We start from the raw sequence: 23,225 nt of genomic DNA on the forward strand, positions 1-23,225 counted from the left end.
TTCATTTATTGTAAGCGTCTTATCAGCTTTTATTCTCGGTTGAAATCTCATTTTCACCTAAGGAAAAAGTATAGAGGATGGCGGGGAAAAAGTAAAGATGCGTCCTGTTCTGCGATGTTTAAAAACGATCTTTTTTTCTCATAATAGTAGAAACATAAAAAAAGGGGGAACCCGTTGTGGATGCAATGACAAATAAACGGCTGAGACTGACGCTGAAAACCGTTCGCGCCTTTATCTTTTTAGGGGCTTTTGCGGCCTTGGCGGCAGCTGCTGTGTTTATGACTGTCATTTTGATAGCCAAATACCAGGGCGCTCCCTCGGTGCAAGTGCCGCAATCCACGATTTTGTACGCGAGTGACGGCTCAAAGCTCGGGGAAACGAACTACGGCGAAAAGCGCTATTGGGTCCCCTTAAAGGACATGAATCCGACGATCGTAAAAGCGACAGTGGCGATTGAAGACCAGAATTTCTACGATCATCACGGCTTTGATTATAAACGCATGGCCGGCGCGGCGCTTGCTGACCTGAAAGCATTTGCCAAGGTTCAGGGTGCAAGCACCATCACCCAGCAATATGCGAGAAACTTATACCTTGAACACGACAAAACGTGGAAACGGAAATGGAATGAGGCGTTCTACACGATCCGTCTGGAACAAAACTATTCTAAGGACGAGATATTAGAAGGCTATTTAAATACGATTTACTACGGCCACGGCGCCTACGGCATTGAAGCAGCTTCCCGCCTGTATTTCGGCAAGCATGCCAAAAACCTGACGGATGCGGAGGCGGCGCTTTTGGCAGGAATCCCGAAAGGCCCTTCCGGCTATTCACCGTATGTCAATGAGACGAAGGCCAAGGAACGCCAGAAAACGATTGTGCGGATGATGGAAAAGCAGCAGATGATCAGCCAAAAGAAAGCGGATGAATTGATCAAGGAACCTCTTTCCTATCAGCCTTTGAATAAACAAGTTTCCAAGAGAAAGGCTCCTTATTTCTACGACAATGCGATGAGAGAGCTGGAAAAAAAGCTCGGCATGACACGGGAGCAAATTGAAACGAGCGGGTTAAACGTCTATACAACGGTAGATAAACGGATGCAGCGCATCGCCGAGGAGACCATTACCGAAACGGTTAACGCGGGCTCTGACATTCAAGTCGGGTTTTCAGCCATTGATCCCCGCACCGGAAACGTTCTCGCCCTTGTCGGCGGCAGGGATTATCAAAAAAGCCCGTTTGACCGGACGACACAGGCGAAGCGCCAGCCTGCTTCGACGATCAAGCCGTTGCTGTACTATAAAGCGATTCAGAGCGGATTTACGCCAGTCACTTTGATGAAAAGCGAAGAAACCGAGTTTCAAATTGATGCAAAGGGAGAAACCTATTCTCCAAGCAACTATAACGGATACTATGCCAACAAGCCGATTACGCTTCTGCAGGCGCTGGCGCTTTCCGACAATATTTACGCTGTGAAAACGCATCTTTTTCTCGGCACGAACAAACTTGTAAAGACGGCAAAGGAATTCGGCATTACCGCCCATCTTCAAGCACTGCCGTCCCTGGCACTCGGCACCGAACCCGTACGTCCGATTGAGATGGTCAACGCCTATGCCATGCTCGCAAATGGCGGAAAGAAAATCGAACCGACTTTTATTTCAAGAGTAACGGACGCAGCCGGCCACGTGCTGTACGAAAACCCGAATCAGCATAAACAGGTGCTTGATGAAAAAGCCGCTTTTGTCACAGCGAGTATGATGACAGGCATGTTTGATATCGATTTAAATGGATATACGTCGGTTACGGGGCGAACGATAGCCAACCGCCTGACAAGAACGTATGCCGGAAAATCAGGAACCACCAGCGCAGACAGCTGGATGATCGGCTTCAATCCGAAGCTGGCCGCCGGTGTTTGGACCGGCTATGACAAAAACAGCACCATCGACTCGGTCGAAGAAAAAAGCTATGCTAAAACCATTTGGGCGGACTTCATGGAGGACGCGCTCAAAGGCGAACCGGAAACCGCGTTCAAGCCGCCAAAAGGCGTAACCGGTGTGTACATTGATCCGGAAACAGGCTACTCATCAGGTCCCGGCTGCGCCGCTAAGCATTACACATATTTTGTGAAAGGGACAGAACCCGCAAACGTGTGCTACGGGGCAGAACCCGCAAAACAAACAAAAGACCGGCTTCCATCCAAAGAAAAGCCCGCTTCCGAGAAAAAGTGGTGGGACAAATGGCTGGGGCGACATCATTGAAAATAACCCGGCTCCTCGGAGGCCGGGTTATTCGTATGGTTCCTTCATAATCGATGGAAGAATGTTAGACAATCGAGCTGAACAATCAGTTTTGGGATAAAGTGGTGAATTTCTCATTTCTTCGGCGCTGGCTTTCATCTCCCAGTCGCCGACTCATATCCCCCTAAAAATGAAAAACCCCGAGTCTTGTTTCGGCTCGGGATTTTCCATGTCCTATTTCTGTATCACCAGTTTACTCAATGTTTACGAAAAATATCTCAAATACTTTAAAAGTTCACAAAAAATTCATAAATTAATTGTTTTCTGGAAGCAGGCTCGTTTTTAACTCATCTGAGGAACGGTCCCATAGGCCCTGATCATGCTTTTTCAGAAATTCGCCTAGTACACGCTTCGAGCTGTCGTCCATTTTATCAACGATGATTTTCCGTTTCATGGATTTATCCATCAGATTCACATGCTCAGGCAGTGACTTGTAGCCTCTTCTGATGCTTCTGTCGACCGTCATTTCACAGGCTGTCACACCAGCGTAATAAGGCCCCTCTTCTTTTCTGTCAATCGTTACCCACACAAGCCAGTATGGTTTTCCGTTCGGCACTTCTTCTTTATTCGGGAGAAATTTAATTCCTTTTTCAACGGTGCTGCGGGCATGCATAGCGCCGATGTCTACGAACGCTTCTTTTTCCTCTACATCAACGAATACGGGAGAAATGTTATCAAGGCTGAGTGCCCCTACGCCAAAACCGCCGTGTCCGTCTGTCGGATCACTTTTGATAATATTAAACCCGATTGATTTTTTCTTTTTTTCTTCCATGAAGTTCTACCTCCTACAAAAGCGGTTGAAATATCGCTGAAAACAGCTTTAAAATCGAATCTCTTCCTGCATTGAGCATCGGCCACAGCACGTAAGATCCTAGCGGTGTCACAAACAGCACCAAAAATACGATAAAGCCGTAGCTCTCCGCCTGCGTCATTTTGGCACGCACGCCCGGCGGAACGAGATCTTCTATAATTCGATAGCCATCGAGCGGAGGAAGCGGCAGCAGATTAAATAAAAACAAGACAAGATTCAGCTGTATCCAAATAGAAAAAAACTGATCCAGCCCCGTGCTGAACGCCGCAAGCATTTCCATTCCGTACGCATGCATCAACACTAACAAAAAGAAACCAATAAACGCAAGAATCAGGTTACTGACGGGCCCGGCTATAGATACGAGCACACCAGCAAGCCGGGGTTTCTTAAAGAAACGGCGATTCACGGGAATGGGGCGCGCCCACCCGAATCCGGCCACCAGAATCAAAATGGTTCCGAACGGATCAAGGTGTTTAATGGGATTCAGCGTCAGTCTTCCTTGTTTTTTCGCCGTATCGTCACCGAATTTGTATGCGACATAAGCGTGGGCAAGCTCGTGCATCGTAAACGACACAATTAGCGTGATGACGAGGTATGGCATTAAAGATAACGGATAATATAAAAAACGGTCCAAGTGAGATATCCCTCTTTCTCAAAATGCAAGAATTTACTTTATTCAGTATACTATAAGAAGCCTCTTTTTCTAAAGAGAGGAAACGAGATAAAGGAGGATTCAGCACCCATGCCATACGTAACTGTCAAAATGCTCGAAGGCCGTACAGACGAGCAAAAACGCAATCTTGTCGAGAAAGTAACAGAAGCCGTAAAGGAAACAACCGGTGCTTCTGAAGAAAAAATTGTTGTCTTTATAGAAGAAATGAGAAAAGACCATTATGCCGTCGCAGGCAAACGCCTGAGCGATATGGAATAATCTCTATAAAGCCGGCGCTTCGCGCACCGGCTTTTATTATCCCTATTGAGCCAGCTTCGCAATAATCGCCAAGAACGTCTTTTTCTCTTCGGCTGTTAAACGTTCAAACATGCCATCAATCAGCTGCTGGCGGTTTTCGATCATTTGTTCAGCCGCTCCCCGGCCCGATTCAGAAAGAGTAATCCATACAGTGCGGCGGTCATTGTTATTTCTGGATCTCTCAATAAACCCTTCCTGCTCTAAATGATTCAGAGCTGTGGTCGTGGCAGAGGGAGACAGTGTGACCTCCTTCAAAATATCCTTTATGGTGCAGCTCCCATGTCTGTATATGATCCGCAGAATAAACCCTCTTACATTATTCACGTGTTTCGGAACGGTGGCTTCATCTAATTGCTTCGTGCTTTTCAAATACTTTGTAAGTGCGTGATCCAGCAAATTTGCTTCCAGTTTGTCATGGTCCATGTCAATTTCCCCATTTCGAGATGCATTCATAACATACGAACGATATGATTTACTTATTATTTTACTGATTCCGAATAGGGAAAGTCAAAAAAGCAAAATGTGAATTCACAGCTTTTATCCTACATGCCTCGATTTTCCACCTGTTTCACAAGTTTATCTTTAAAAGTTTGGAAAGGAACGTGTTCATTCTGCTGATGTCCGAATCGGCGGACGTTTACCGCATTCTCCTGCTCCTCATGATCTCCAAGCACCAGCACGTACGGAATTTTTTGCACCTGCGATTCTCTGATTTTATAGCCGAGCTTCTCATTGCGCTCATCAATGCCGGCTCTTATCCCCGCCTGCTTCAGCTCCGCCTGCACTTTTCTGCAATAGTCTAAGTGAACGTGCGAAACCGGTATGATTTGAACCTGGATCGGTGCGAGCCAGACTGGAAAAGCCCCACCGTAATGCTCGATCAAAATGCCGAAGAAACGGTCGATTGAGCCGAAAACCGCTCTGTGGATGACAACGGGACGAACCTTCTCATTGAGTTCGTTGATATATGTTAAATCAAATTTTTCCGGCATTTGAAAATCAAGCTGAATTGTCGCGCATTGGTGGCTCCGTTTCAGGGCATCTTTTATATGGAAATCAATTTTCGGCCCGTAAAACGCCCCATCGCCTTCATTGATCTCATAAGAGAGGCCAAGCTCCTCAAGGACGCGTGCTAAGGCACGTTCCGACGCTTCCCAAAGGCTGTCATCGCCTAATGAATCCTCCGGGCGAGTCGAAAGCTCAACAGAATACTCGAAACCAAATGTCCGATATACCTCATCAATCAGCCGAATCGCTTCTTTGATCTCACTCTCAATCTGATCCTCCCGAACGAAAATATGGGCGTCATCCTGACAGAACGTCCGAACGCGAAGCATTCCGTTTAAAGCGCCGCTGTATTCATGGCGGTGCACCTGTCCGAATTCCGCCATGCGAATCGGCAGATCCCGATAAGAATACAGGCTGTTTTTAAAGATGAGCATGTGGCCGGGGCAATTCATCGGCTTCATTGCGAATCTTGTATCATCCACTTCTGAAAAGTACATATTGTCGCGATAATGGTCCCAATGGCCTGACTGCTCCCATAACCGCTGATTCATCATAAACGGCGTACGCACCTCATCGTAGCCGGCATTTGTTTGCAGCTCACGCGAGAAGCGCTCCAGCTCATTGCGGACAATCTGCCCTTTCGGCAAATAAAACGGCATCCCCGGCGCTTCTTCAGAAAACATAAACAGCCCTAACTGTTTGCCGAGCTTGCGATGGTCTCGTTTTGCCGCTTCTTCTAGCATATGCAGGTGCGCATCCAAATCTTTTTTCTTTTGAAACGCAACCCCGTACACCCGCTGCAGGACTTCATTTTTGCTGTCTCCGCGCCAATAAGCGCCTGATACTCTTGTCAGTTTGAACGCCTTGATCATCCCTGTAGAAGGAAGATGCGGCCCTCGGCACAGGTCAACGAATTCCCCTTGCTGGTACAGTGTGATATCCTCCCCGCGCGGAATATCCTTTAAAATCTCAAGCTTGAGCCGCTCGTCTTTTTGTGCAAACAGCTCTTCAGCTTCTTCGTAAGAAACCTCTATACGTTTGATTTCAAGGTTCTCATTTATTATGTTTTTCATTTCTTTTTCGATGGCCTCTAAGTCTCCTGATGCCAAGCTTTTCCCCAGCTTCATGTCATAGTAGAAGCCGTCTAAAATCACAGGCCCTACCCCCAATGACACTTCGCCGTACAGCCGTTTTACTGCTTGGGCCAGCACGTGCGCTGTTGTGTGGCGAAGCACCTGCAAGCCTTCTTGTGAATCGAGTGTGACAATCGAAAGCTCAGCATCCTCCTCCAGCTTGAAACTGAGATCAACAAGCTTGCCGTTGACCTGACCTGCGGCCGCCTTCTTTTGCAGACTGGAACTGATCGAACCAGCCGCTTCTTTGATTGTGATGCCTTTCGGATATTCCTGGATCTGTCCGTCCGGAAGCTGAATGTGTACATGTTTGCTCATTTTAGAACACTCCTTATTCATTGTTGTATATAAAAAAACACACCCGTCCCGCAGATAGGGACGAGTGTGTGATTAACCCGTGGTTCCACCCAAGTTCCCGACAAATACTATGTTGTCGGCTCGGTGCTGTAACGCAGCATAGACGGCATTGGTTACTTCAGTTCCCCAATGCTGCTCCAAGGCGGTAAATGATATTCCTAAGCTGGGAAGCTCTCACCTTTCCTTCCCTCTCTGAAAACCGTAACTATCATTCATGTCCTTTTCATCGCATGTATTCAATTCATAAAAAAACACACCCGTCCCACAGATAGGGACGAGTGTGTGATTAACCCGTGGTTCCACCCAAGTTCCCGACAAATACTATGTTGTCGGCTCGGTGCTGTAACGCAGCATAGACGGCATTGGTTACTTCAGTTCCCCAATGCTGCTCCAAGGCGGTAAATGATATTCCTAAGCTGGGAAGCTCTCACCTTTCCTTCCCTCTCTGAAAACCGTAACTATCATTCATGTCCTTTTCTTCGCATGTATTCAATTCAAATAAAAAAACACACCCATCCCTCTAAAAGGGACGAATGTGTTGATCATCCGTGGTTCCACCCAAATTCCCGATCAATTACACATGATGATCGGCTTAAAGATGCTGTAACGCAGCATGACGGTATCAGATACTTGTTTTCCCTGATACGGCTCAAAGGCGGTAAGCTGCTTTCCCTGCGTTAGGAAGATCTCAGCTGTCCTTCCCTCTCTGGAAACCGTAAAAAGCATCTCGTGTCCTTATCAGTGCCTGTTGTTTCAATAATTTTTTATATCTTACTATATATTCCCACAAAGCGCAATCAGTGATTTACATTTTTTCTGACGCGGCAGTCCCGTTATGGGCAGCCAGAAACAGCCATACAAGCAATGCAGCGAGGCTGTATGCCGCTCCCATCATCAAAAACGCAAACCCGGCACCAGCATACCAAGTGGCGGACAGATGAATGATCACCCCGGTTATCGCTACGCCGACCAAGGCTCCGATTTGCCGGTTTGCATTTAACGCCGCACCGGCGATATTCGTATGTCTTTGCCCGGCAGCCTGCATGATCACAGTTGTCATGGCAGGAACTGTAATACCGGTACAGAGGTTCATAACAGACATCAACACCGCCAGCTGCCAATAAGGAAAATCCGGAGAAATCAGCACAAACAACAGCAATGCAATGATACAGCTGACCGCCATTGATACAAACATAAGCTGACCGGCTTCAAACCGATTCGCCAGACGGGCAAACAGCAGATTGCCGATCACGAAGACCGCCATCATCGGCAGCAGCTCCACTCCAGCCATAAAGGAACTTGCCCCTCCTGCTTCCTGCAAAAAAAGGCTGAGCATAAACATGCCGCCAAAAAGGGCGAAATTCAGCAAAAACCCGATAAATTGGGCAGCTGAGAAGCGGCCGTTTTTGTATAAGGACGCCGGCAGGATGGGTGTTTTTGCAGAAATTTCCCGCAGCAAAAACAGCACAAATGCCAAAACCGCTGCAGTAAATGCTACAAGAATCACTGGCGAGCGCCAGCCCGCTGAAGGCCCCTGTATCAAAGCATAGGAAAGAAACCCGAGAGCCATCATGCCAAGCAGATGCCCGATGATGTTCACGCGGCTGCTTTTCCCAGGAACGCGGCTGAGGATTCGGTAAGCTGAAATGAGCGCAGCAGCCCCTATTGGCACATTGATCAGAAAAATACTCTGCCAGCCCGCCAACTGTACCAGCACGCCCCCGATAAAAGGCCCAAGGGCTGAAGCGGCGGAAACAAGCGCGGCCCACAGTCCAAACATTCTCGCCCGCGCCCGCTCATCAAGGTAAGAGGCAGCCAAAAGGCTGAGTGAGCTTGGCATAAACAAAGCTGCCCCAATTCCCTGTATGAGACGTCCGGCAATCAGCATCTGCCCATTTATAGATGCAGCGCATAGACAGGAGGCCATAACAAAAACGGCTAGACCCAAGATATAGATCGTCTTCGAGCCGAAACGGTCAGCCAAGGCTCCGCCCGCCAGCAGAAGCGACGCAAAAGTAAGAATGTACCCGTCCACAACCCACGTTACACCTGAAAGTGACATTGAAAGAGTGTTTTTCATATCAGCCATCGCCACATTCACAACGGTCACATCAAGAGTTGCCATGAGGAAACCAAGTGCGAGCACGATCAGCACGGATATGCCTGTTGATGATGTTGATTCTTGTATAGACCCGCTATTTTTCATTACAATTGCCCTTTCACTTGCTTGATTACCCAATCATCTATTTTTTCAAGATCATACAATTCCCCGACTCTGTCCATAACATGCTGCAAGGATTCTTCTCTCATAAGATTGGACCATTTATCCTCGATTTCCGCCATGACTGTCTCCAGCACACAGTGACTTTCACCCTCAAATACAGATTGCAGCAAGCCTTTCCCCTGATACATCGAACCTCTGCCTTCGACCGCTTGATAAACATCATAAAGCGTAATGTCAGCCAAAGGCTTCGTCAGGGTAAAACCGCCCTTCGTCCCTGGTAAGGATTCTGCCAAACCGGCTTGAACCAATGTTCTCATCAGCTTCTTCAAGTAAGACGGAGACACGCGCAATCGCTGGCTTATAGCCTCTGACGTCAAAGAAGCCTGTACCGGCAGCCGTGACAGTAACAGCAGCACAGAAACCGCCTGCTCCATTCCTGATTTCATTTTCATCCTATTCACTCCTGATTCATTATGGATAACTATTATCCATAATGAATCTCTTAGCAGCTTTTGTCAATAAAAAAAGCAAAAGAAACGGATCATTTCTTTTGCTTGGTATGGTTAACAAATCTGCTTCAGTTCCTCTATGTATTGAAGCGCTTCGTCATATTCTTCATTTGTATATTTTTGCTTGCTTTTGATGGTAAAGACTTTTTCTTTCTTTTCCTCATCCTCAAGCCCGTCAAAGTAAAGGATCGTGGAAACCAGCTCTAAAAACCGTGATGAACGGCTGTTTACACTGTCGATATAGCCTTTCATATCCGGCATGTCCAGATCAGCATGGTCTAAAAATGCGGAGCCTGTCTCAGTCAGCGAATACCGGTATTGAAAGTAGCCGCCCTTTTTTTCCTTCACCTCATGCAGAAATCCAAGGTTGCACAGCTCTTCAATCTGGAGCGTCAGTTCCTCTGAATATGGTCCGTAAAAGTGAAAATCATATTTCTCATAGAAAGGAAACTGCATTTTCTTGGCGATATAAATCATTTTCTGCAGCTTCTTTCGCCCGATGATTTCTCCAGAATCCGAGAACACCTTCATCAGTTTTGCATGTTCTTTCAACAAATTCCCGACATCTCCTTTTTCCTTCTTTCCAATTTCTATGTCAGTCCCAGCAGCTGCCGGATTTTCATTTTCGCTTCCGGATGTTTAGTGCCGTCACAAATCAAGTCCTTTGGATAGTACAGCTTGTGGTCCGTCCGCCGTTTACCTGAGATGGATTCCACAATAGCCGACTGTCTGGACAGCTCTTTAATTTGGCCGTTTTGCGTCAAGAGATGGATCGGCAGACGCTCCTCTTCCTCTCCTGGTCGGTAAAAATCGTATGGCAGATCTGATGAAGAATCAACGACCAAATAATAGCTCGGATCGATCCCCGCCTCTTTGAACAATGAAGTCAGCTCAAAATAAGCCGACATTTCTTCATTCGGATTGAATTCAACGTATTGGAAAAGCTGGCGGTTAATGAATCTGCGGCACAAGTCGGATAAAATCGCGTCTTCTTCATCCTCCCAGGCCTGGAAGTAATACAAAATAATAGATTCATCCAGCTTTACATAATCCTCCAGTGTCAATTTTCCTTCAAAAATAGAATAGAAATGAACCGGAGCGTGAGTGAAGACATAGCCTTCATCGTGCAGCTGCTTCGCCCTGTGAAGAATCTTCGTTAAAATGACCTCTGCACTTCTAGTCACAGGATGGAAGTAGACCTGCCAGTACATTTGGTAACGGCTCATGATATAGTCTTCGACAGCGTGCATTCCGCTTTCTTTAATGACGATCTGATCCTCGCGCGGCCGCATCACCCGAAGAATCCGCTCCATATCAAAATGGCCGTAGCTGACGCCCGTATAATATGCGTCGCGCTGGAGGTAATCCATGCGGTCTGCGTCAATCTGACTCGAAATCAGGCTGACCACTTGCTTGTTTTTATATGTTTTGGCAATGACTTCAGCAACATCCTGAGGGAAACCCGGGCTCACCTTTCTGAGCACCTGATTAACCTCCGTGTCTCCCAAAATGATACCTCTTGTAAAATCCTCGTGGTCAAGGTGAAAGACCTTTTCAAATGAATGCGAGAACGGCCCGTGCCCGAGGTCATGAAGCAGCGCCGCGGCCAAACAGAGTTCGCGCTCACTGTCATCCCATTCAGGGCGGCCTTTAAAGACGTCATCAACCATTCTTCTGACAATTTCATAGACACCGAGAGAATGGTTGAACCGGCTGTGCTCAGCCCCATGGAACGTCAAATAGGTCGTTCCGAGCTGCTTAATTCTGCGGAGACGCTGAAATTCACGGGTTCCGATCAAATCCCATATCAGCTTGTCCCGAACATGAACATAGCGGTGCACCGGATCTTTAAACACTTTTTCTTCTGATAATTTTCCATTTGGATACGCCATCGTCATTCCCTCTTTTTTTTAGCCGTGTTTCTATTATATCGACTCTATTCTTTGAAAACATCCTTGAATTTGCCCGGCGATTTGTTCCATCTTCATGAAAAACACATCTTGTGAAGCAAAAAAGCCTGACCTGAGGGCCGAGGCTAAGAAAAAATATGTTTTTACTTTTTTATTTTCTTTTTTACTTTGTCAATCAGCTCATCCTCTGTCGGAGCTGACAGCGGGCGATTGTTCACAAAAGCAAATGATTTTTTCCGTCCGGGCCCGCAATAAGATTGGCATCCTACCTCAACCTTTGCGTCCGGGTCCACTTCTTTCAAACGCGGCAGCAATGTTTTGATATTAGTGGCTTGGCAATCATCACACACTCGAAATTCATTAGCCATGACGTACGCTTCCCTTCATTTCTATGTTCATCTATGTGAATAACCTAAAATCACGTTTCAAAAAAAATCACATCACACTTCATTTTACAAGGATTCGACTGTTCCTGCAAGCCGCTCCATCCTTCGTATCTCCTATTCTTTCAGCCAATTTGTATAAATATTTTCCAACCTGGACATTCTAATACCATGAAAAGAAAAATGGGAGTTGAGATAAATGACAAAACAGCGACAAGACGCTTGGTCAGAGGAAAACGATCTGCTTTTAGCCGAAACAGTGCTTCGGCATGTGAGGGAGGGCAGCACTCAGCTGAACGCCTTTGAAGAAGTCGGCGATAAATTAAACCGGACATCCGCAGCCTGCGGATTCAGATGGAACGCAGTGGTCCGCCATCAATATGAAAAAGCGCTTCAGCTTGCGAAGAAACAACGAAAACAGCGGATGAGAGCGCTCGGAAACGGGCAGCCCGCGAAAAAAAGATTATTATATCAGCCTCCTGCCGTTGATCCTGAAATCATTCAAGAAACCGCTGCAGAAGAGCCGGTTAAAACGGAAACACCATCTGTCGAAAATGAGCAACCTTTAATGTCTGGCGAACACATGCCTTTTGTTGATGAAAGCTTTAAGGAAGAGTTAGCTAGTCTATCACACTTATTGTCTCCTCAAACGCCTGCAGCTGCGCCTGAGATGACGATGAATGATGTGATCCGCTTCCTGCAGAATTACGAAGGCAATCACGAGCAATCATCAGCATTAAAAATGGAAAACGAGCGTTTAAAGAAAGAAAATCAGGAATTGCAAAACAAAACAGAGCAGCTAGAGGCAGAAGTTCAAAAGCTTGAAAAAGACCAAAAAACGATCCAAGAAGATTATGAAACCTTGGTGAAAATTATGAACAGAGCCAGAAAGCTAGTTTTATTTGAAGAAGATGAACATGCCTCTCCGTCCTTCAAAATGGACCGGAACGGCAATTTAGAAAAATTAGCGGAATGACATAGAAAAATCCCAAAACGGGCAGCTGTTTTGGGATTTTCGCCATGTGCAAAATCCCCTTTTCTATTGAGAAAAGAGAATTTCCTCATTTTGCAGCCGGATCAGCTATTCTTGTAAAATGAGGCCAAGCTTATGTGAATCTATTAAGACATGTGAGCTGCCTCGGCCGTTTTTTGTTTCCGAGGCGCAGCAGAAATGACCAAAAGCCCCAGCATCATAAGCGCAATGCCCAGCCACGAGGAAGGCGAAAGCATTTCCCCTATGAAAAACACGCCAAGCAATGAAGCCGTCAGCGGTTCAGCTAAAGACAGCGTGACCGCCGCCGAGGCCGGAACCCCGGTAAGCCCTTTCGCAAACAAAAAGTATGCGGCACATGTTGCAATTAACCCGATGTAAAGGCTTGTTCCCAGTCCTCTAGGGGTCAATATCCACGAGATATCTAACTGCCATAATAGCGGCGTCAGCAAGATGGCGCTGATCATGAATACAACGGCGGAGGTCGCTCGCGGAGGCTGGGTTTTCATCATCGCTTTACTGATGAGCGTATAGCCTGCAAAAGAAGCACCCGCTCCAAGCGCCATAAGAACACCAGCCACATCAATCCGAACATTGGAACTGTCGGAAAACAGAAGCCAGCAACCCGCTAAAGCCAGCACAGTCGCAATCCACCAGGAGTTTCGCGGGCGTTTCTTCAATACAGCCCATTCGAGGGTCCCGGCAATGATAGGCGCACTGCCGATGGCAATCACAGTTCCCACTGCAATTCCCGTTTCTTTAACCGCTGTGAAAAACAGCGGCTGGTAACACGCCATACAAACAGCGGCTAAAAATACGAGCGGCCATGCCCAATTTTTCACGTGAAGCTCCCGGCTGATCCAAACCGCAAGCAGCATGGCGCTTCCTCCTATTAATAACCTGAACGCTCCAAATGCCAGCGGTGTGGCGCTTTCTGGAGCCAATGCCTGAACGGTTCCCGTGGTCCCCCAGAAAAAAGCCGCAATCAATACAAAAAGGCTGTAAATATTCCCCTTCATCTGCCTCTCCCCTTTAATATGGATGCTGATGTCATTTTATCGTTTTTCTTTTTGTCGTGGTTATCTGTATGTAAGAAGGACTTATCTGAAAATAAGATTATTGAGGTAAAATGCCGCTTGAGATAAAAAATGCATGCCGGCATATACAGCCGGCATGCGAAGAACGTTCACCCAAATACCTTTGCATTCCGCTCAGCCATCCGGACGAGGTTTTTCTCAAATTCCATTTCCTCATCAATGGACAGTCCAGCTGAATAAAGATGGGTGCTTAACGCTTTTAATTCCGTCAATAAAGCGAACATTAAGTCTTGTACGGAGATGTCTTTTTGAAGAAGCTCACTTAAGGACGCCATCGTTTCCGGACGTATTTCCGGATAGACGCCTTTTTTATCGTTTTGTTTGTCTTTCAGCGCCGCTTGATAGAATCGTCTGATCAAGTCGGCCCTTTCACTGCCGCTTTTATCTGCACAGAGATAAATTTGAACAGCGACTCCGCCGCGAACGCGTCTCTGAGAGATGCCGGCGAACTTTTTGCCATTTATACTGAGGTCATAGCTGCCGGGACAATAAGACCCTTCAATTTCATAGGCTTCGATCTTTGCGTTGTACGGTCTCAGCATTCGTCTCATCAGCTCGACCATCGCTTCATATCCTTTGTCTATATCGATGCCTTTCTTTTCGTCCTCGAATATGAGAGAGATATTTAAAACACCGTCATCCAATACGACGGCAAGACCGCCGGAATTGCGTACGATCACACGGTATCCTTCGCTCTCCAGCAAGGAGATACCATCCTGCAAAAACGGGAGGCGTGTATCCTGTATTCCAAGGACAATTGTATCGTGGTGCACCCATGAGCGCGCTGTCGCCGGCGACACGCCTTTTCCGACGGACATGCATAGCGTATCATCCATTGCGAAGGATTGCTTCGCATCAAATAAAGGGCCGAGACTGGATTGGTCAATGACTCTCCATTTCGGCTGCATCAGTAAATCAATCGGTTGGTTTGCCATCTATGTAAAACCCTTTCATGTTAGGCTTATTGAACGAAAACTATTATATCATTTCAGCAGCTGTGATTGATAATTGCTTTTCAGCATCGTAATAAAAATTTCTTTATTTTTTGTATTCTCCATGAGAGGAGAATGAATGTAAGACAGCTTGCGCTTTAACGAGAAATTATTAATATGCAGAATTGAAATTTCGCGGTGGATCAAATCCTTACGCAGCACGCTTCTGGATAGAACCGAAAGTCCCATGCCGTTAATCACCGCTTCCTTTACACCTTGATTGCTGCTGATGGTAAACATTGATTTCGGCCGAAGTCCATTTGAACTGAGTACATGATCGAGATATTCTCTCGTCCCGGAGCCTTTCTCTCTTGTCACCCACGCTTCGTTCTGCAAATCGCTGATCGAAATCTCTTTCCGCCCGGCGAGCGGATGCTGATTTGGAGCGGCAATGCACATTTCATCCTCCATGAACGGTTCAATTTCCAGCTCATTCTCGTTTGTATGTCCTTCAATCAGCCCGATATCAGCCTGAAGCATCCGCACACGCTCGCTGACCTCCTCTGTATTGCCAATCATGACATCTAGATTCAGCTCTGGATACAGCTTTTGCAGCTGGGCCAATAGCGGCGGAAGAATATACTCACCGATTGTAAAGCTTGCAGCTATTTTCAATTCACCCTTCACATAGTGATGATGCGCATAGATTTCAGCCTTGGCTTGTTCGTAGAGAAACACCATTTGCTTTGCTCTTTGATATAAAATGTCTCCTGTCGGCGTTGTCGTAAAGTGTTTTGGCGACCTGTTCAGAAGAGCCGTTTGAAATTCTTTCTCAAGATTTTTGATATGCAGACTGACGCTGGGCTGGGAGATCATCAGCTTTTCCGCCGCTTTTGTGAAGTTTTTTTCTTCTACCACCGCTATAAACGTTTTCAGCACGTCGTAATACAAAAACCCCACCCCTGTCATTAATGAAATATATGGTTATGATTAGTTTTCTTTATTGTACTCATATCATCCGTCTTGGTAAAGAAGGGCTATACAGAAGCGCAAAAAAGGCAGCCCTCGGTCGAGAGCTGCCATTGTCTTCAATTTTATTACAGTGCTTGCGCCGCTGTAATTAATGCGAGATTGTAAACATCTTCAGCGTTACATCCTCTTGAAAGGTCGTTTACAGGCATATTTAAACCTTGCAGGATTGGTCCTACCGCTTCAAAGTTGCCCAAACGCTGAGCGATTTTATAGCCGATGTTTCCTGCTTCAAGACTTGGGAATACGAATACGTTAGCGTCCCCTTTGATCTCGGAATCCGGCGCTTTTTTCTCAGCTACAGATGGAACAAATGCAGCATCAAATTGGAATTCGCCGTCAAGTGTCAGTTCAGGCGCTTTTTCTTTCGCGATTTTCACTGCATCCGCTACTTTTTCTGTTTCATCAGATTTTGCTGAGCCTTTTGTAGAGAAGCTGAGCATTGCCACGCGAGGCTCAATGTCGAACATTTTTGCCGTATTGGCACTTTCGATCGCAATCTCGGCAAGATCTTGGCTGTCAGGTGCAATGTTGATCGCGCAATCTGCGAATACGTATTGCTCTTCTCCGCGAGCCATGATGAACACGCCTGAAGTCTTTTTCACGCCTTCTTTTGTTTTGATGATTTGAAGAGCCGGGCGGACAGTGTCAGCAGTTGAGTGAGCAGCTCCGCTTACAAGTCCGTCTGCAAGTCCTTTATACACCAGCATTGTACCGAAGTAGTTCTCGTCTAATAATGCTTTACGAGCCTGTTCTTCAGTCGCTTTGCCTTTGCGGCGTTCTACGAATGCTTGTACAAGGTCTTCCATGCCTTCATATGTATGAGGATCATAAATCTTAACGCCGCCCAGCGTAAGGTTCAATTCTTTTGCTTTTGCTTGGATCTCATTTTCATTGCCGATCACAATCGGATTCAGCACTTTGTTTCCTGCAAGCTTGCTGACCGCTTCTAAAATACGCTCGTCTAAGCCTTCAGGAAATACAATTTTAACGTCTTTTCCAGCTACTTTTTCTTGCACTGTTGAAAATAAATCTGCCACAATAAAACCTCCTCAAAAAGTTACAAAAACGCTTTCTTTTACTAGCATACTCTTCTTCCAATCAAATTCAAACAGCCAACTTTCATTATAGCGCTTTCATAAAAAAATCTTATTTTTCTAACTAATTTAAGTGACTCAATCTTCCCTTATAGGTTCTTCTATTTTGATGGAGTTATACGGAAGGGATGTTCAAGGTTTCTCCACAGTAGAATCGGATAAACTATGGTATAGTGAAGGCAATCATGAAAAGATAATGGGAGTGAAGATAAATGAGTGAACAGCAAATGACGAATGAAGCGGCAAAAACGCTTGACGGCTGGTATGCGCTTCATGATTTCCGCACAATGGATTGGGCTTCCTGGAAGCTTCTGTCCAGTGATGAGCGCCAATCTATCATACATGAATTCACCGGGTTGCTTGAAAAATGGGGCGTAGCCCAAAAAGAAGGAAAAGGATCGCAAACTCTTTACAGCATCGTCGGCCAAAAAGCTGATTTTATGCTGATGATCCTTCGTCCTACAATGGAAGAATTAAATCAAATTGAGCTTGAATTCAACAAATCAAGACTTGCTGAGTTCACCATTCCGGCATACTCCTACGTATCAGTGGTAGAGCTGAGCAACTACTTGGCAAGCGGTGACGGCGATCCTTATGAAAATCCGCATGTGCGCGCTCGCCTTTACCCTGAACTGCCGGAATCTAAATATGTATGCTTCTATCCAATGGATAAAAGAAGATCTGGCAACGACAACTGGTATATGCTTTCAATGGAAGAACGCAGAAACTTGATGAGAAGCCACGGTTTAATCGGCCGCAGCTATGCGGGCAAAGTCAAACAGATCATCACCGGCTCTGTCGGCTTTGACGATTACGAGTGGGGCGTTACATTATTTAGCGATGATGTCCTTCAATTCAAGAAGCTAGTGTACGAAATGCGTTTTGACGAAGTCAGCGCTCGCTATGGCGAATTTGGTTCATTCTTTGTCGGCAATCACCTTTCGCTTGATACACTTCCTCAATTCTTATATGTATAATATCCCCTCCCGCCCTATCCGGCGGGAGTTTTTCAATTCTCCTTTATCAGAATTTAAATAAAATTTGCTATTTTCTTCGTTTTTTCTTACGATGTAGATAATAATCCATTTTTTTCAAAGGGGTGCAGTTATTTGTCAAAACGAACCGCATTTGTTATGGGAGCCAGTCAAGGGATCGGGAAAGCAATCGCTCTGAAATTAGCAGACCAGCACTTTTCCCTCGTCATTAATTCGCGAAATTTGGATAATATTGAATCTGTCAAAGAAGACATTTTGGCCAAGCATCCTGAGGCGAGCGTCATTGTCCTTGCGGGCGATATGTCTGACCAGCATACGAGAGCGGGCATTTTTCAGAAAATCGAATCTCAATGCGGACGGCTTGATGTTCTGATTAATAATATCCCGGGCGGCGCGCCTGACACATTTGATAACTGCAATATAGAGGATATGACGGCCACGTTCACTCAAAAGACCGTTGCCTATATTGACGCAATCAAGCGTGCTTCCTCACTGATGAAACAAAACGAGTTTGGCAGAATCATCAACATTGTCGGAAATCTGTGGAAAGAACCCGGCGCCAACATGTTCACAAACAGTATGATGAATGCCGCTTTAATTAACGCCAGTAAAAATATTTCCATCCAGCTTGCTCCTCACAACATTACTGTCAACTGTCTGAATCCTGGTTTTATCGCTACAGACCGTTATCATCAATTTGTGGAAAATGTGATGAAAAAGAACAGCATATCCAAACAGAAAGCAGAAGAACAGATTGCTTCCGGGATTCCGATGAAACGGGTCGGATCAGCCGAAGAAACCGCAGCGCTCGCCGCATTTCTTGCCTCTGAGGAAGCCTCCTACATCACGGGACAGCAAATTTCCGCTGACGGCGGCAGCATGAAAAGCATATAAAAACATCCCGCTTTTTAGCGGGATGTTTCTTGTAATGACCCGAACGGCAGGTTCAGCTTTTGAATCCGCGTGACAAATTCCCGCAGATCCTCCTGCTTCGACACCATTGAGATTCTGACATGCCTTTTTCCGTTGCTTCCAAAAATTTCGCCCGGTGTGACTACGACATGGGCATGCTCCAGCAAGTAATCGGAAAATTGGTGAGATGTCTCAAACGTATTCGGAATTTCAGCCCATACGTAAAAGGTTCCTTTTGGCTTTTCCATCTTCCAGCCCAGTTCCTTTTCACAAAGCGCCGTAAAAAAGTCAATTCGTTCCTTATAAATTCGTTTCAACGATTCCGTATGCTCCGGATCTCCAGAAAGCGCCGCACTCGCTGCCTGCTGCAGCCCGCCGAACATGCCGACAAATACATGATCCTGAAATTCATTGACGGCCTGAATGATTTTTTCGTTCCCAACCGCAAACGCCATTCTCCAGCCGGCCATGTTAAATGTTTTTGAAAATGAATAAAGCTCTGCTCCGACAGTTTTGGCATCCTCTGCCTCAAGAAAGCTGGCCGGTTTTTGATCGAATTCAAACGCCCCGTATGCAAAATCATGAATCAAATGGATGTTATGCTCTTTCGCAAAAGCAGCAGCTTTTGCATAAAAAGCCGCATCAGCCACAGCTCCAGTGGGGTTGTTCGGATAGTTTAAAAACATAAGCTTCGCTTTTTCCAGCACGGCTGGATCAATCTTTTCAAAATCCGGCAGATAGCCATTTTCTTCATACAGCGGCATTTCGTAAAGCTCAGCTCGCGCCATCGTAATCCCTGATAAATATTCAGGATAGCCTGGATTCGGGACTAAAGCGATGTCTCCCGGATTGAGCAGGCATTGTGTCAGCACATACAATCCGGCTTTCCCGCCTCCGAAAAGCGCGACTTCCGTTTCAGGATTGATTGTCACTCCGTATTCCCTTTTATAGAAAGCGGCGATCGCTTCCTTTAAAAAAGGATAGCCCCTGAAAGGGCCGTATCCATGAAACGAAGGATTCAGAGAAGCCTCCCGCAAAGCCTCGACAATATGCGGCGGAGTGGGAAGGTCAGGGTTCCCCTGTCCGAGATTAATGATATGGGCTCCCGTTTTTTCCATTTCCTTTACCTTTTGAAAAACGAGAGAAAACTCCTGCCTTGGAAGTGTCTTGATGACATCGGACGGTGTTATTTCCATCTAAAAGACTCCTTTTTGCTCCGTTTTGTTATCCCGTTCCAAAAACGATTTGTTGACGAGCTTCGTATGCAAAAACAAACCGCATACGATCACGACAATCAGCCCCATAATGACCGGAGCGCTTAGGATGTTAATGAACATTGAACCAATAGAAATGCATAATCCGATAGACGCTTCGGCCACTGAAAAAATGCGCCCTTGAATCTGGTTTGCCGCATTTTCCTGAACCTTCACTTTTGCAAGCACTTCCCCGTATTCCATCGCGATGAAAAAGAGGATCGCCGCGATGACAGAAACAGCGAATATCGGTGTGAATAAAAACAGCGCCAGCGAGACAATGGATAAAACGGTAAAGTACGTCAGGCCTCTATTGTTGTTAAAGCCCCATTTGCTGACAAGCGCCGCTCCGATAAAGCCGCCGAAGCCGATGCAGAACGTGAGAATAAAGTTGCCGATTTCCCCGTCACCCAGAAAGCGGCTGACAATCGGAAAATAGCTGTACACAACTCCCCACAGCAAAGCCATTGTAATCATCGTAAACATGGCGTTTAATACGAATGAATTGGTTTTGATTTCCTTGAGTCCTTCCTTAAAAGACTGAAAGGCCTCTTTAATGTTTTCAGATTGAATCGGCACAAATTGCAGCTTGATGCGGCTGATAAAAAATGCCGAAACCAAGTATGTCACACCGTTAAAGGCAACAGCCAGCTCTACAGATCCGCCTAACAGAAAGAGCCCTCCGGCAGCCGCCCCGACGATAATGGAGATGGTTGTCGCTTTTGCAAATAACGTGTTGATGCTTTTAATATCTGATTCCAAGGACGACATGACAGCGAGACGGGCGGGATTAAAAAACACGCCGCTTCCATAAGTAATAAACAGCAGGGCCAGAAAAATCAGCGGATACTCGCCTTTTGGAAGAAATGTGAGCCCCAAAAAGATGATGCCTCTGATGATATCCGTCCACAGCATGATCTTAATTCTGTCTAACCGGTCGACCAGAACACCCAAAAACGGCTGAAACACCATCGGAATGCTTCTGACCACGATGACCCCGGACGTCACCCAATAATCGTGATAATATGTAGACAAAATGAGCAGGGCAGGGAGAACACAATAGTCTCCCATGAACGATAGCGCCTGCCCGTAAAGCAAGTATTTAGAGTTGGGTTTCAGCTGTTTCATACTGGCAGCACATACTTTGCCGTCAGCTTCGCATGCTGCTGAATTTGTCTGATTGATTCAGCCACATCCTGTGAATTACTGCCTTTCAGTTCAAATGCAGCAATGGAATTGAAAGCTTCAAACAATGTCAAATCAACTGAAGTGCCTGGTGCTGCGGCCGAAAAAGAAACGATTTCAGTATCCCCTTTTAAAAGCCCGTCCGGAATATCGATCGCTTCAATGACCAAATCCTCAGCAGTTTCAGGAATTTGGCCATTTTGTTTGAAATGCTGCGGGTACAAATGGCAGTCGGCAACATAATAAGGCTCTTGATCCAATAATCCGTCCGGCAGATCGGCGTCTTTTCCGAAACAGAGGACATCTAATAATAATTGCGCCATATCAAGGCCAAAGACCTTTTTAATATTGGGGATCATATTCCAGCCGGCAAATCTGGCTGCCGACTCTATTAAACCCGGTTCTCTGTTTTTCATTAGCTTGATCTCTGTATGTGTTGCGCAATTTTGCAGTCCAAGCCCTTCATTTGCCTTTTTGGCAGCTTCGACAATTTTCTTTTTTGCCTCTTCATCCAGAATGGACGGCGTAATGTGGGATGTCTCTGTAAACCCGATTTGCGGCGTTTTATCATGAATGGCGATCGGGAAATACTCACCGTCAGCCATGATGCCTTCTATACTGATATAGTCGGAGTACCCTTCTGTTTGATACCAGTCTCCGTACTCACCCTGTAAAAATTCTTCAGCGATAAACGGCGCTTCAAACGTAACCGCCTTTGGCACGTTAATTGATTTCAGATAGTCATTGACTCTGTTAAATTCATCTTCTGCCGTCTCAGTGTCCGTAATCAGCGTTACACCGATAGAACTCGCTAAGTATGTAGGCTTTAAGATAAGAGGTGTGCCGATCTCTTCAAGAGCAGCACGGAAATCTTCAAGAGTTGTGACTCGTTTGTTTTTGATCGATTTGACTCCGGCCTTATTAAAAGCGTCCCTCATTTTATTTTTATCTCTGGCATTTTCGGCTGCCTGCACGCCGGCACCTCTCAAGCCCAGACGTTCACAGGCTTTCGCCATCGGAGCAATGAATAATTCATTGTTTGTTGTGATGGCATCCGCCCCAAACATTTCGGCAACCTTGACGATTTGCTCGACGACCTCTTCCTCAGGCTTGTTATGATCTTCATGCGCCCAATAAATGGAATCAGGGTGTTCAAAATCAGCTAAACTCTTAAAATAGTCTTTATCTTTTATGACCGCGACCGAGTATTTTTCAATCAATGCTGCATGGGAGGCTGTAATTGCAAAAGGTCTTGGAATAAAGCTGACCAGGTTATATTTTTCAGCAGCGCTTTTATAAAACATGTGCGGCGGGCAGCCTCCAAGATCAGCGATGACCAATACTGTTTTTCTCTCCATATGTAAAACACTCCTTCTCTATTGTGCGGTGTATCCTCCGTCTGCGGTGATGGCGCTTCCGGTCATATAGCTTGATAAATCCGAGGCTAAAAACAGCATCACATTTGCGATTTCTTCAGGTTTCCCAAGCCTCAGCAGCGGATTTACCTTCGCTTTTTCTTTTTTAATCTCTTCAAGTGTGCCTTCATTATTTTCAAGGAATGATTTTTCATTCAGCGGTGTGTCGATGATCCCCGGGCATACGCAGTTCACCCGAATTTGATGTTTCGCATAATCAACGGCCATTGATTTAGTCAGCTGCAAAACCCCGCCTTTGCTGGCGTTATAAGCAGGAATATCAGGCCATGCCACGAGTCCGCCGACAGAGCACGTATTAATGATGTTGCCCTTGCCGGCGGCCAGCATATGCTTGAGTGCATGTTTGCTCATTAAAAACATGCCGGTCAAATTGACTTGCAGCACCTTGTTCCAATCGCTGAGCTCCATCTCGTGAATAGGCGCCACGATTTCGATGCCTGCATTATTAATCAAGACATCGAGCCCGCCAAATGTATGAACCGCCGATTCAACTGCGTGCTGGCAGGCAGCTTCGTCTGTGATGTCCGTTTGCACAAAGTGCAGCCTGTCATTATTTTCTTTTCGTACCATTGCTTCTCCTTGCGCTTCATCAATATCCGCCACAACCACATTGGCCTGCTGGCCCAAAAAAGCCTGAACCGCAGCATAACCAATGCCTGATGCGCCTCCTGTGATGAGGACGGTTTTATCGGTGAGGTTCAT

The 23,225-nt window shown here is 46.1% G+C and carries 23 protein-coding genes and 2 other RNA genes; 5 read left to right on the forward strand and 20 right to left on the reverse strand.

The genetic code is table 11. From position 1 onward, the window contains the following. Positions 1–176 precede the first annotated feature (176 nt). Positions 177–2,252, forward strand: a complete 2,076-nt coding sequence (pbpG, locus tag BSU_37510) for a sporulation specific penicillin-binding protein 2D (RefSeq protein NP_391631.2) — start codon at positions 177–179, stop codon at positions 2,250–2,252. A gap of 292 nt (positions 2,253–2,544) precedes the next feature. Here the strand turns inward: pbpG and ywhD are convergent, their stop codons facing one another. Together ywhD and ywhC are read right to left on the reverse strand one after the other, a co-directional pair. Then, positions 2,545–3,063 carry a hypothetical protein gene (gene ywhD / locus BSU_37520; RefSeq protein NP_391632.1) on the reverse strand — a complete coding sequence of 173 codons (519 nt, stop codon included), beginning with the start codon at positions 3,061–3,063 and terminating at the stop codon, positions 2,545–2,547. Between the two features lie 13 nt (positions 3,064–3,076). Next, entirely contained in the window at positions 3,077–3,736 is a 660-nt protein-coding gene (gene ywhC / locus BSU_37530; RefSeq protein NP_391633.1) for a putative metal-dependent hydrolase; integral membrane protein, read from the reverse strand. A gap of 108 nt (positions 3,737–3,844) precedes the next feature. On the opposite strand from ywhC, the gene hmtB reads away from it, so the two are divergent. Further along, positions 3,845–4,033 carry a 2-hydroxymuconate tautomerase (promiscuous) gene (gene hmtB, locus BSU_37540; protein NP_391634.1) on the forward strand — a complete coding sequence of 63 codons (189 nt, stop codon included), beginning with the start codon at positions 3,845–3,847 and terminating at the stop codon, positions 4,031–4,033. 42 nt (positions 4,034–4,075) lie between these two features. Here the strand turns inward: hmtB and ywhA are convergent, their stop codons facing one another. From ywhA to ywzC, 10 genes are all read right to left on the reverse strand, one after another. Then, positions 4,076–4,495 (reverse strand): putative transcriptional regulator (MarR family), encoded by a 420-nt coding sequence (gene ywhA / locus BSU_37550; protein ID NP_391635.1) that lies wholly within the window; start codon positions 4,493–4,495, stop codon positions 4,076–4,078. Between the two features lie 119 nt (positions 4,496–4,614). After that, positions 4,615–6,531: a threonyl-tRNA synthetase gene (thrZ, locus tag BSU_37560; RefSeq protein ID NP_391636.2), complete on the reverse strand. Its 1,917-nt coding sequence runs from the start codon at positions 6,529–6,531 to the stop codon at positions 4,615–4,617. 53 nt (positions 6,532–6,584) lie between these two features. Beyond that, positions 6,585–6,806, reverse strand: an RNA gene (gene tboTB, locus BSU_misc_RNA_57) — T-box. A gap of 31 nt (positions 6,807–6,837) precedes the next feature. Then, an RNA gene (gene tboTA, locus BSU_misc_RNA_58) (T-box riboswitch specific of threonine tRNA ligase) lies at positions 6,838–7,059 on the reverse strand. Between the two features lie 81 nt (positions 7,060–7,140). After that, positions 7,141–7,296 (reverse strand): hypothetical protein, encoded by a 156-nt coding sequence (locus tag BSU_37569; protein ID YP_009514011.1) that lies wholly within the window; start codon positions 7,294–7,296, stop codon positions 7,141–7,143. Positions 7,297–7,375: 79 nt separating this feature from the next. Beyond that, entirely contained in the window at positions 7,376–8,776 is a 1,401-nt protein-coding gene (gene mmr, locus BSU_37570; protein NP_391637.1) for a toxic compound efflux transporter (may export homoserine), read from the reverse strand. Beyond that, positions 8,776–9,246: a putative transcriptional regulator gene (gene ywgB / locus BSU_37580; RefSeq protein ID NP_391638.1), complete on the reverse strand. Its 471-nt coding sequence runs from the start codon at positions 9,244–9,246 to the stop codon at positions 8,776–8,778. The genes mmr and ywgB overlap by 1 nt, the downstream gene beginning before the upstream one ends. A 111-nt stretch (positions 9,247–9,357) precedes the next feature. Continuing rightward, the gene (gene ywgA, locus BSU_37590; RefSeq protein NP_391639.1) at positions 9,358–9,858 is read right to left on the reverse strand and encodes a hypothetical protein; all 501 of its coding nucleotides are present in this window, start codon (positions 9,856–9,858) and stop codon (positions 9,358–9,360) included. Between the two features lie 35 nt (positions 9,859–9,893). Then, on the reverse strand, positions 9,894–11,195 hold the full coding sequence (gene ywfO, locus BSU_37600; protein ID NP_391640.1) for a putative metal-dependent nucleotide (pyro)phosphohydrolase: 1,302 nt from the start codon (positions 11,193–11,195) through the stop codon (positions 9,894–9,896). 161 nt (positions 11,196–11,356) lie between these two features. Next, positions 11,357–11,581, reverse strand: coding sequence for a hypothetical protein (gene ywzC, locus BSU_37610; RefSeq protein NP_391641.1), 225 nt, complete (start codon positions 11,579–11,581; stop codon positions 11,357–11,359). A gap of 214 nt (positions 11,582–11,795) precedes the next feature. Here ywzC and psrF point away from each other — a divergent pair, with 214 nt between their 5' ends. Beyond that, a complete protein-coding gene (gene psrF / locus BSU_37620) occupies positions 11,796–12,572 on the forward strand; it encodes a prespore-specific transcription regulatory gene (RefSeq protein NP_391642.1) in 777 nt (258 codons plus the stop codon). A gap of 143 nt (positions 12,573–12,715) precedes the next feature. Here the strand turns inward: psrF and ywfM are convergent, their stop codons facing one another. The 4 genes from ywfM to pta form a co-directional block, all read right to left on the reverse strand. After that, on the reverse strand, positions 12,716–13,606 hold the full coding sequence (gene ywfM, locus BSU_37630) for a putative toxic excess metabolite exporter (protein ID NP_391643.1): 891 nt from the start codon (positions 13,604–13,606) through the stop codon (positions 12,716–12,718). A 167-nt stretch (positions 13,607–13,773) separates the two neighbouring features. Next, positions 13,774–14,619 carry an amidotransferase of the octanoyl moiety from octanoyl-GcvH to the E2 subunit of pyruvate dehydrogenase gene (gene lipL, locus BSU_37640; protein NP_391644.1) on the reverse strand — a complete coding sequence of 282 codons (846 nt, stop codon included), beginning with the start codon at positions 14,617–14,619 and terminating at the stop codon, positions 13,774–13,776. A 48-nt stretch (positions 14,620–14,667) separates the two neighbouring features. After that, a complete protein-coding gene (cysL, locus tag BSU_37650) occupies positions 14,668–15,567 on the reverse strand; it encodes a regulator of sulfur assimilation CysL, activates cysJI expression (protein ID NP_391645.1) in 900 nt (299 codons plus the stop codon). 146 nt (positions 15,568–15,713) lie between these two features. Beyond that, complete coding sequence (gene pta, locus BSU_37660; protein ID NP_391646.1) at positions 15,714–16,685, reverse strand: phosphotransacetylase; 972 nt, start codon at positions 16,683–16,685, stop codon at positions 15,714–15,716. Between the two features lie 269 nt (positions 16,686–16,954). Between pta and hemQ the strand changes: the two genes are divergently transcribed. Continuing rightward, positions 16,955–17,719: an iron-coproporphyrin (coproheme) decarboxylase gene (gene hemQ / locus BSU_37670; protein ID NP_391647.3), complete on the forward strand. Its 765-nt coding sequence runs from the start codon at positions 16,955–16,957 to the stop codon at positions 17,717–17,719. A gap of 132 nt (positions 17,720–17,851) precedes the next feature. Then, a complete protein-coding gene (gene bacG, locus BSU_37680) occupies positions 17,852–18,631 on the forward strand; it encodes a cyclohexenol-containing tetrahydro-4-hydroxyphenylpyruvate H(4)HPP in bacilysin synthesis (RefSeq protein NP_391648.1) in 780 nt (259 codons plus the stop codon). A 14-nt stretch (positions 18,632–18,645) separates the two neighbouring features. On the opposite strand, the gene bacF is transcribed toward bacG, so the two are convergent. From bacF to bacC, 4 genes are read right to left on the reverse strand one after another with little or no spacing between them, the layout of a single operon-like run. Then, a complete protein-coding gene (gene bacF, locus BSU_37690) occupies positions 18,646–19,845 on the reverse strand; it encodes a phenylalanine aminotransferase forming tetrahydrotyrosine in bacilysin synthesis (protein NP_391649.1) in 1,200 nt (399 codons plus the stop codon). After that, the gene (bacE, locus tag BSU_37700; protein NP_391650.1) at positions 19,846–21,030 is read right to left on the reverse strand and encodes an efflux protein for bacilysin excretion, self-protection against bacilysin; all 1,185 of its coding nucleotides are present in this window, start codon (positions 21,028–21,030) and stop codon (positions 19,846–19,848) included. Further along, positions 21,027–22,445, reverse strand: coding sequence for an alanine-anticapsin ligase (gene bacD, locus BSU_37710; protein NP_391651.1), 1,419 nt, complete (start codon positions 22,443–22,445; stop codon positions 21,027–21,029). The genes bacE and bacD overlap by 4 nt, the downstream gene beginning before the upstream one ends. A gap of 18 nt (positions 22,446–22,463) precedes the next feature. Continuing rightward, positions 22,464–23,225 carry a dihydroanticapsin 7-dehydrogenase gene (gene bacC, locus BSU_37720; protein NP_391652.2) on the reverse strand — a complete coding sequence of 254 codons (762 nt, stop codon included), beginning with the start codon at positions 23,223–23,225 and terminating at the stop codon, positions 22,464–22,466.

It is taken from the genome of Bacillus subtilis subsp. subtilis str. 168, from assembly GCF_000009045.1.
Taxonomy (GTDB): Bacteria; Bacillota; Bacilli; order Bacillales; family Bacillaceae; genus Bacillus; species Bacillus subtilis.

Coding starts and splice junctions, on each gene's coding strand:
- ywhD (NP_391632.1), bottom strand. CDS start 3,063: ATGGAAGAAAAAAAGAAAAAATCAATCGGGTTTAATATTATCAAAAGT.
- hmtB (NP_391634.1), top strand. CDS start 3,845: ATGCCATACGTAACTGTCAAAATGCTCGAAGGCCGTACAGACGAGCAA.
- ywhA (NP_391635.1), bottom strand. CDS start 4,495: ATGGACCATGACAAACTGGAAGCAAATTTGCTGGATCACGCACTTACA.
- thrZ (NP_391636.2), bottom strand. CDS start 6,531: ATGAGCAAACATGTACACATTCAGCTTCCGGACGGACAGATCCAGGAA.
- BSU_37569 (YP_009514011.1), bottom strand. CDS start 7,296: ATGCTTTTTACGGTTTCCAGAGAGGGAAGGACAGCTGAGATCTTCCTA.
- mmr (NP_391637.1), bottom strand. CDS start 8,776: ATGAAAAATAGCGGGTCTATACAAGAATCAACATCATCAACAGGCATA.
- ywgB (NP_391638.1), bottom strand. CDS start 9,246: ATGAAAATGAAATCAGGAATGGAGCAGGCGGTTTCTGTGCTGCTGTTA.
- ywfO (NP_391640.1), bottom strand. CDS start 11,195: ATGGCGTATCCAAATGGAAAATTATCAGAAGAAAAAGTGTTTAAAGAT.
- ywzC (NP_391641.1), bottom strand. CDS start 11,581: ATGGCTAATGAATTTCGAGTGTGTGATGATTGCCAAGCCACTAATATC.
- psrF (NP_391642.1), top strand. CDS start 11,796: ATGACAAAACAGCGACAAGACGCTTGGTCAGAGGAAAACGATCTGCTT.
- ywfM (NP_391643.1), bottom strand. CDS start 13,606: ATGAAGGGGAATATTTACAGCCTTTTTGTATTGATTGCGGCTTTTTTC.
- lipL (NP_391644.1), bottom strand. CDS start 14,619: ATGGCAAACCAACCGATTGATTTACTGATGCAGCCGAAATGGAGAGTC.
- hemQ (NP_391647.3), top strand. CDS start 16,955: ATGAGTGAACAGCAAATGACGAATGAAGCGGCAAAAACGCTTGACGGC.
- bacF (NP_391649.1), bottom strand. CDS start 19,845: ATGGAAATAACACCGTCCGATGTCATCAAGACACTTCCAAGGCAGGAG.
- bacE (NP_391650.1), bottom strand. CDS start 21,030: ATGAAACAGCTGAAACCCAACTCTAAATACTTGCTTTACGGGCAGGCG.
- bacD (NP_391651.1), bottom strand. CDS start 22,445: ATGGAGAGAAAAACAGTATTGGTCATCGCTGATCTTGGAGGCTGCCCG.
- bacC (NP_391652.2), bottom strand. CDS start 23,225: ATGAACCTCACCGATAAAACCGTCCTCATCACAGGAGGCGCATCAGGC.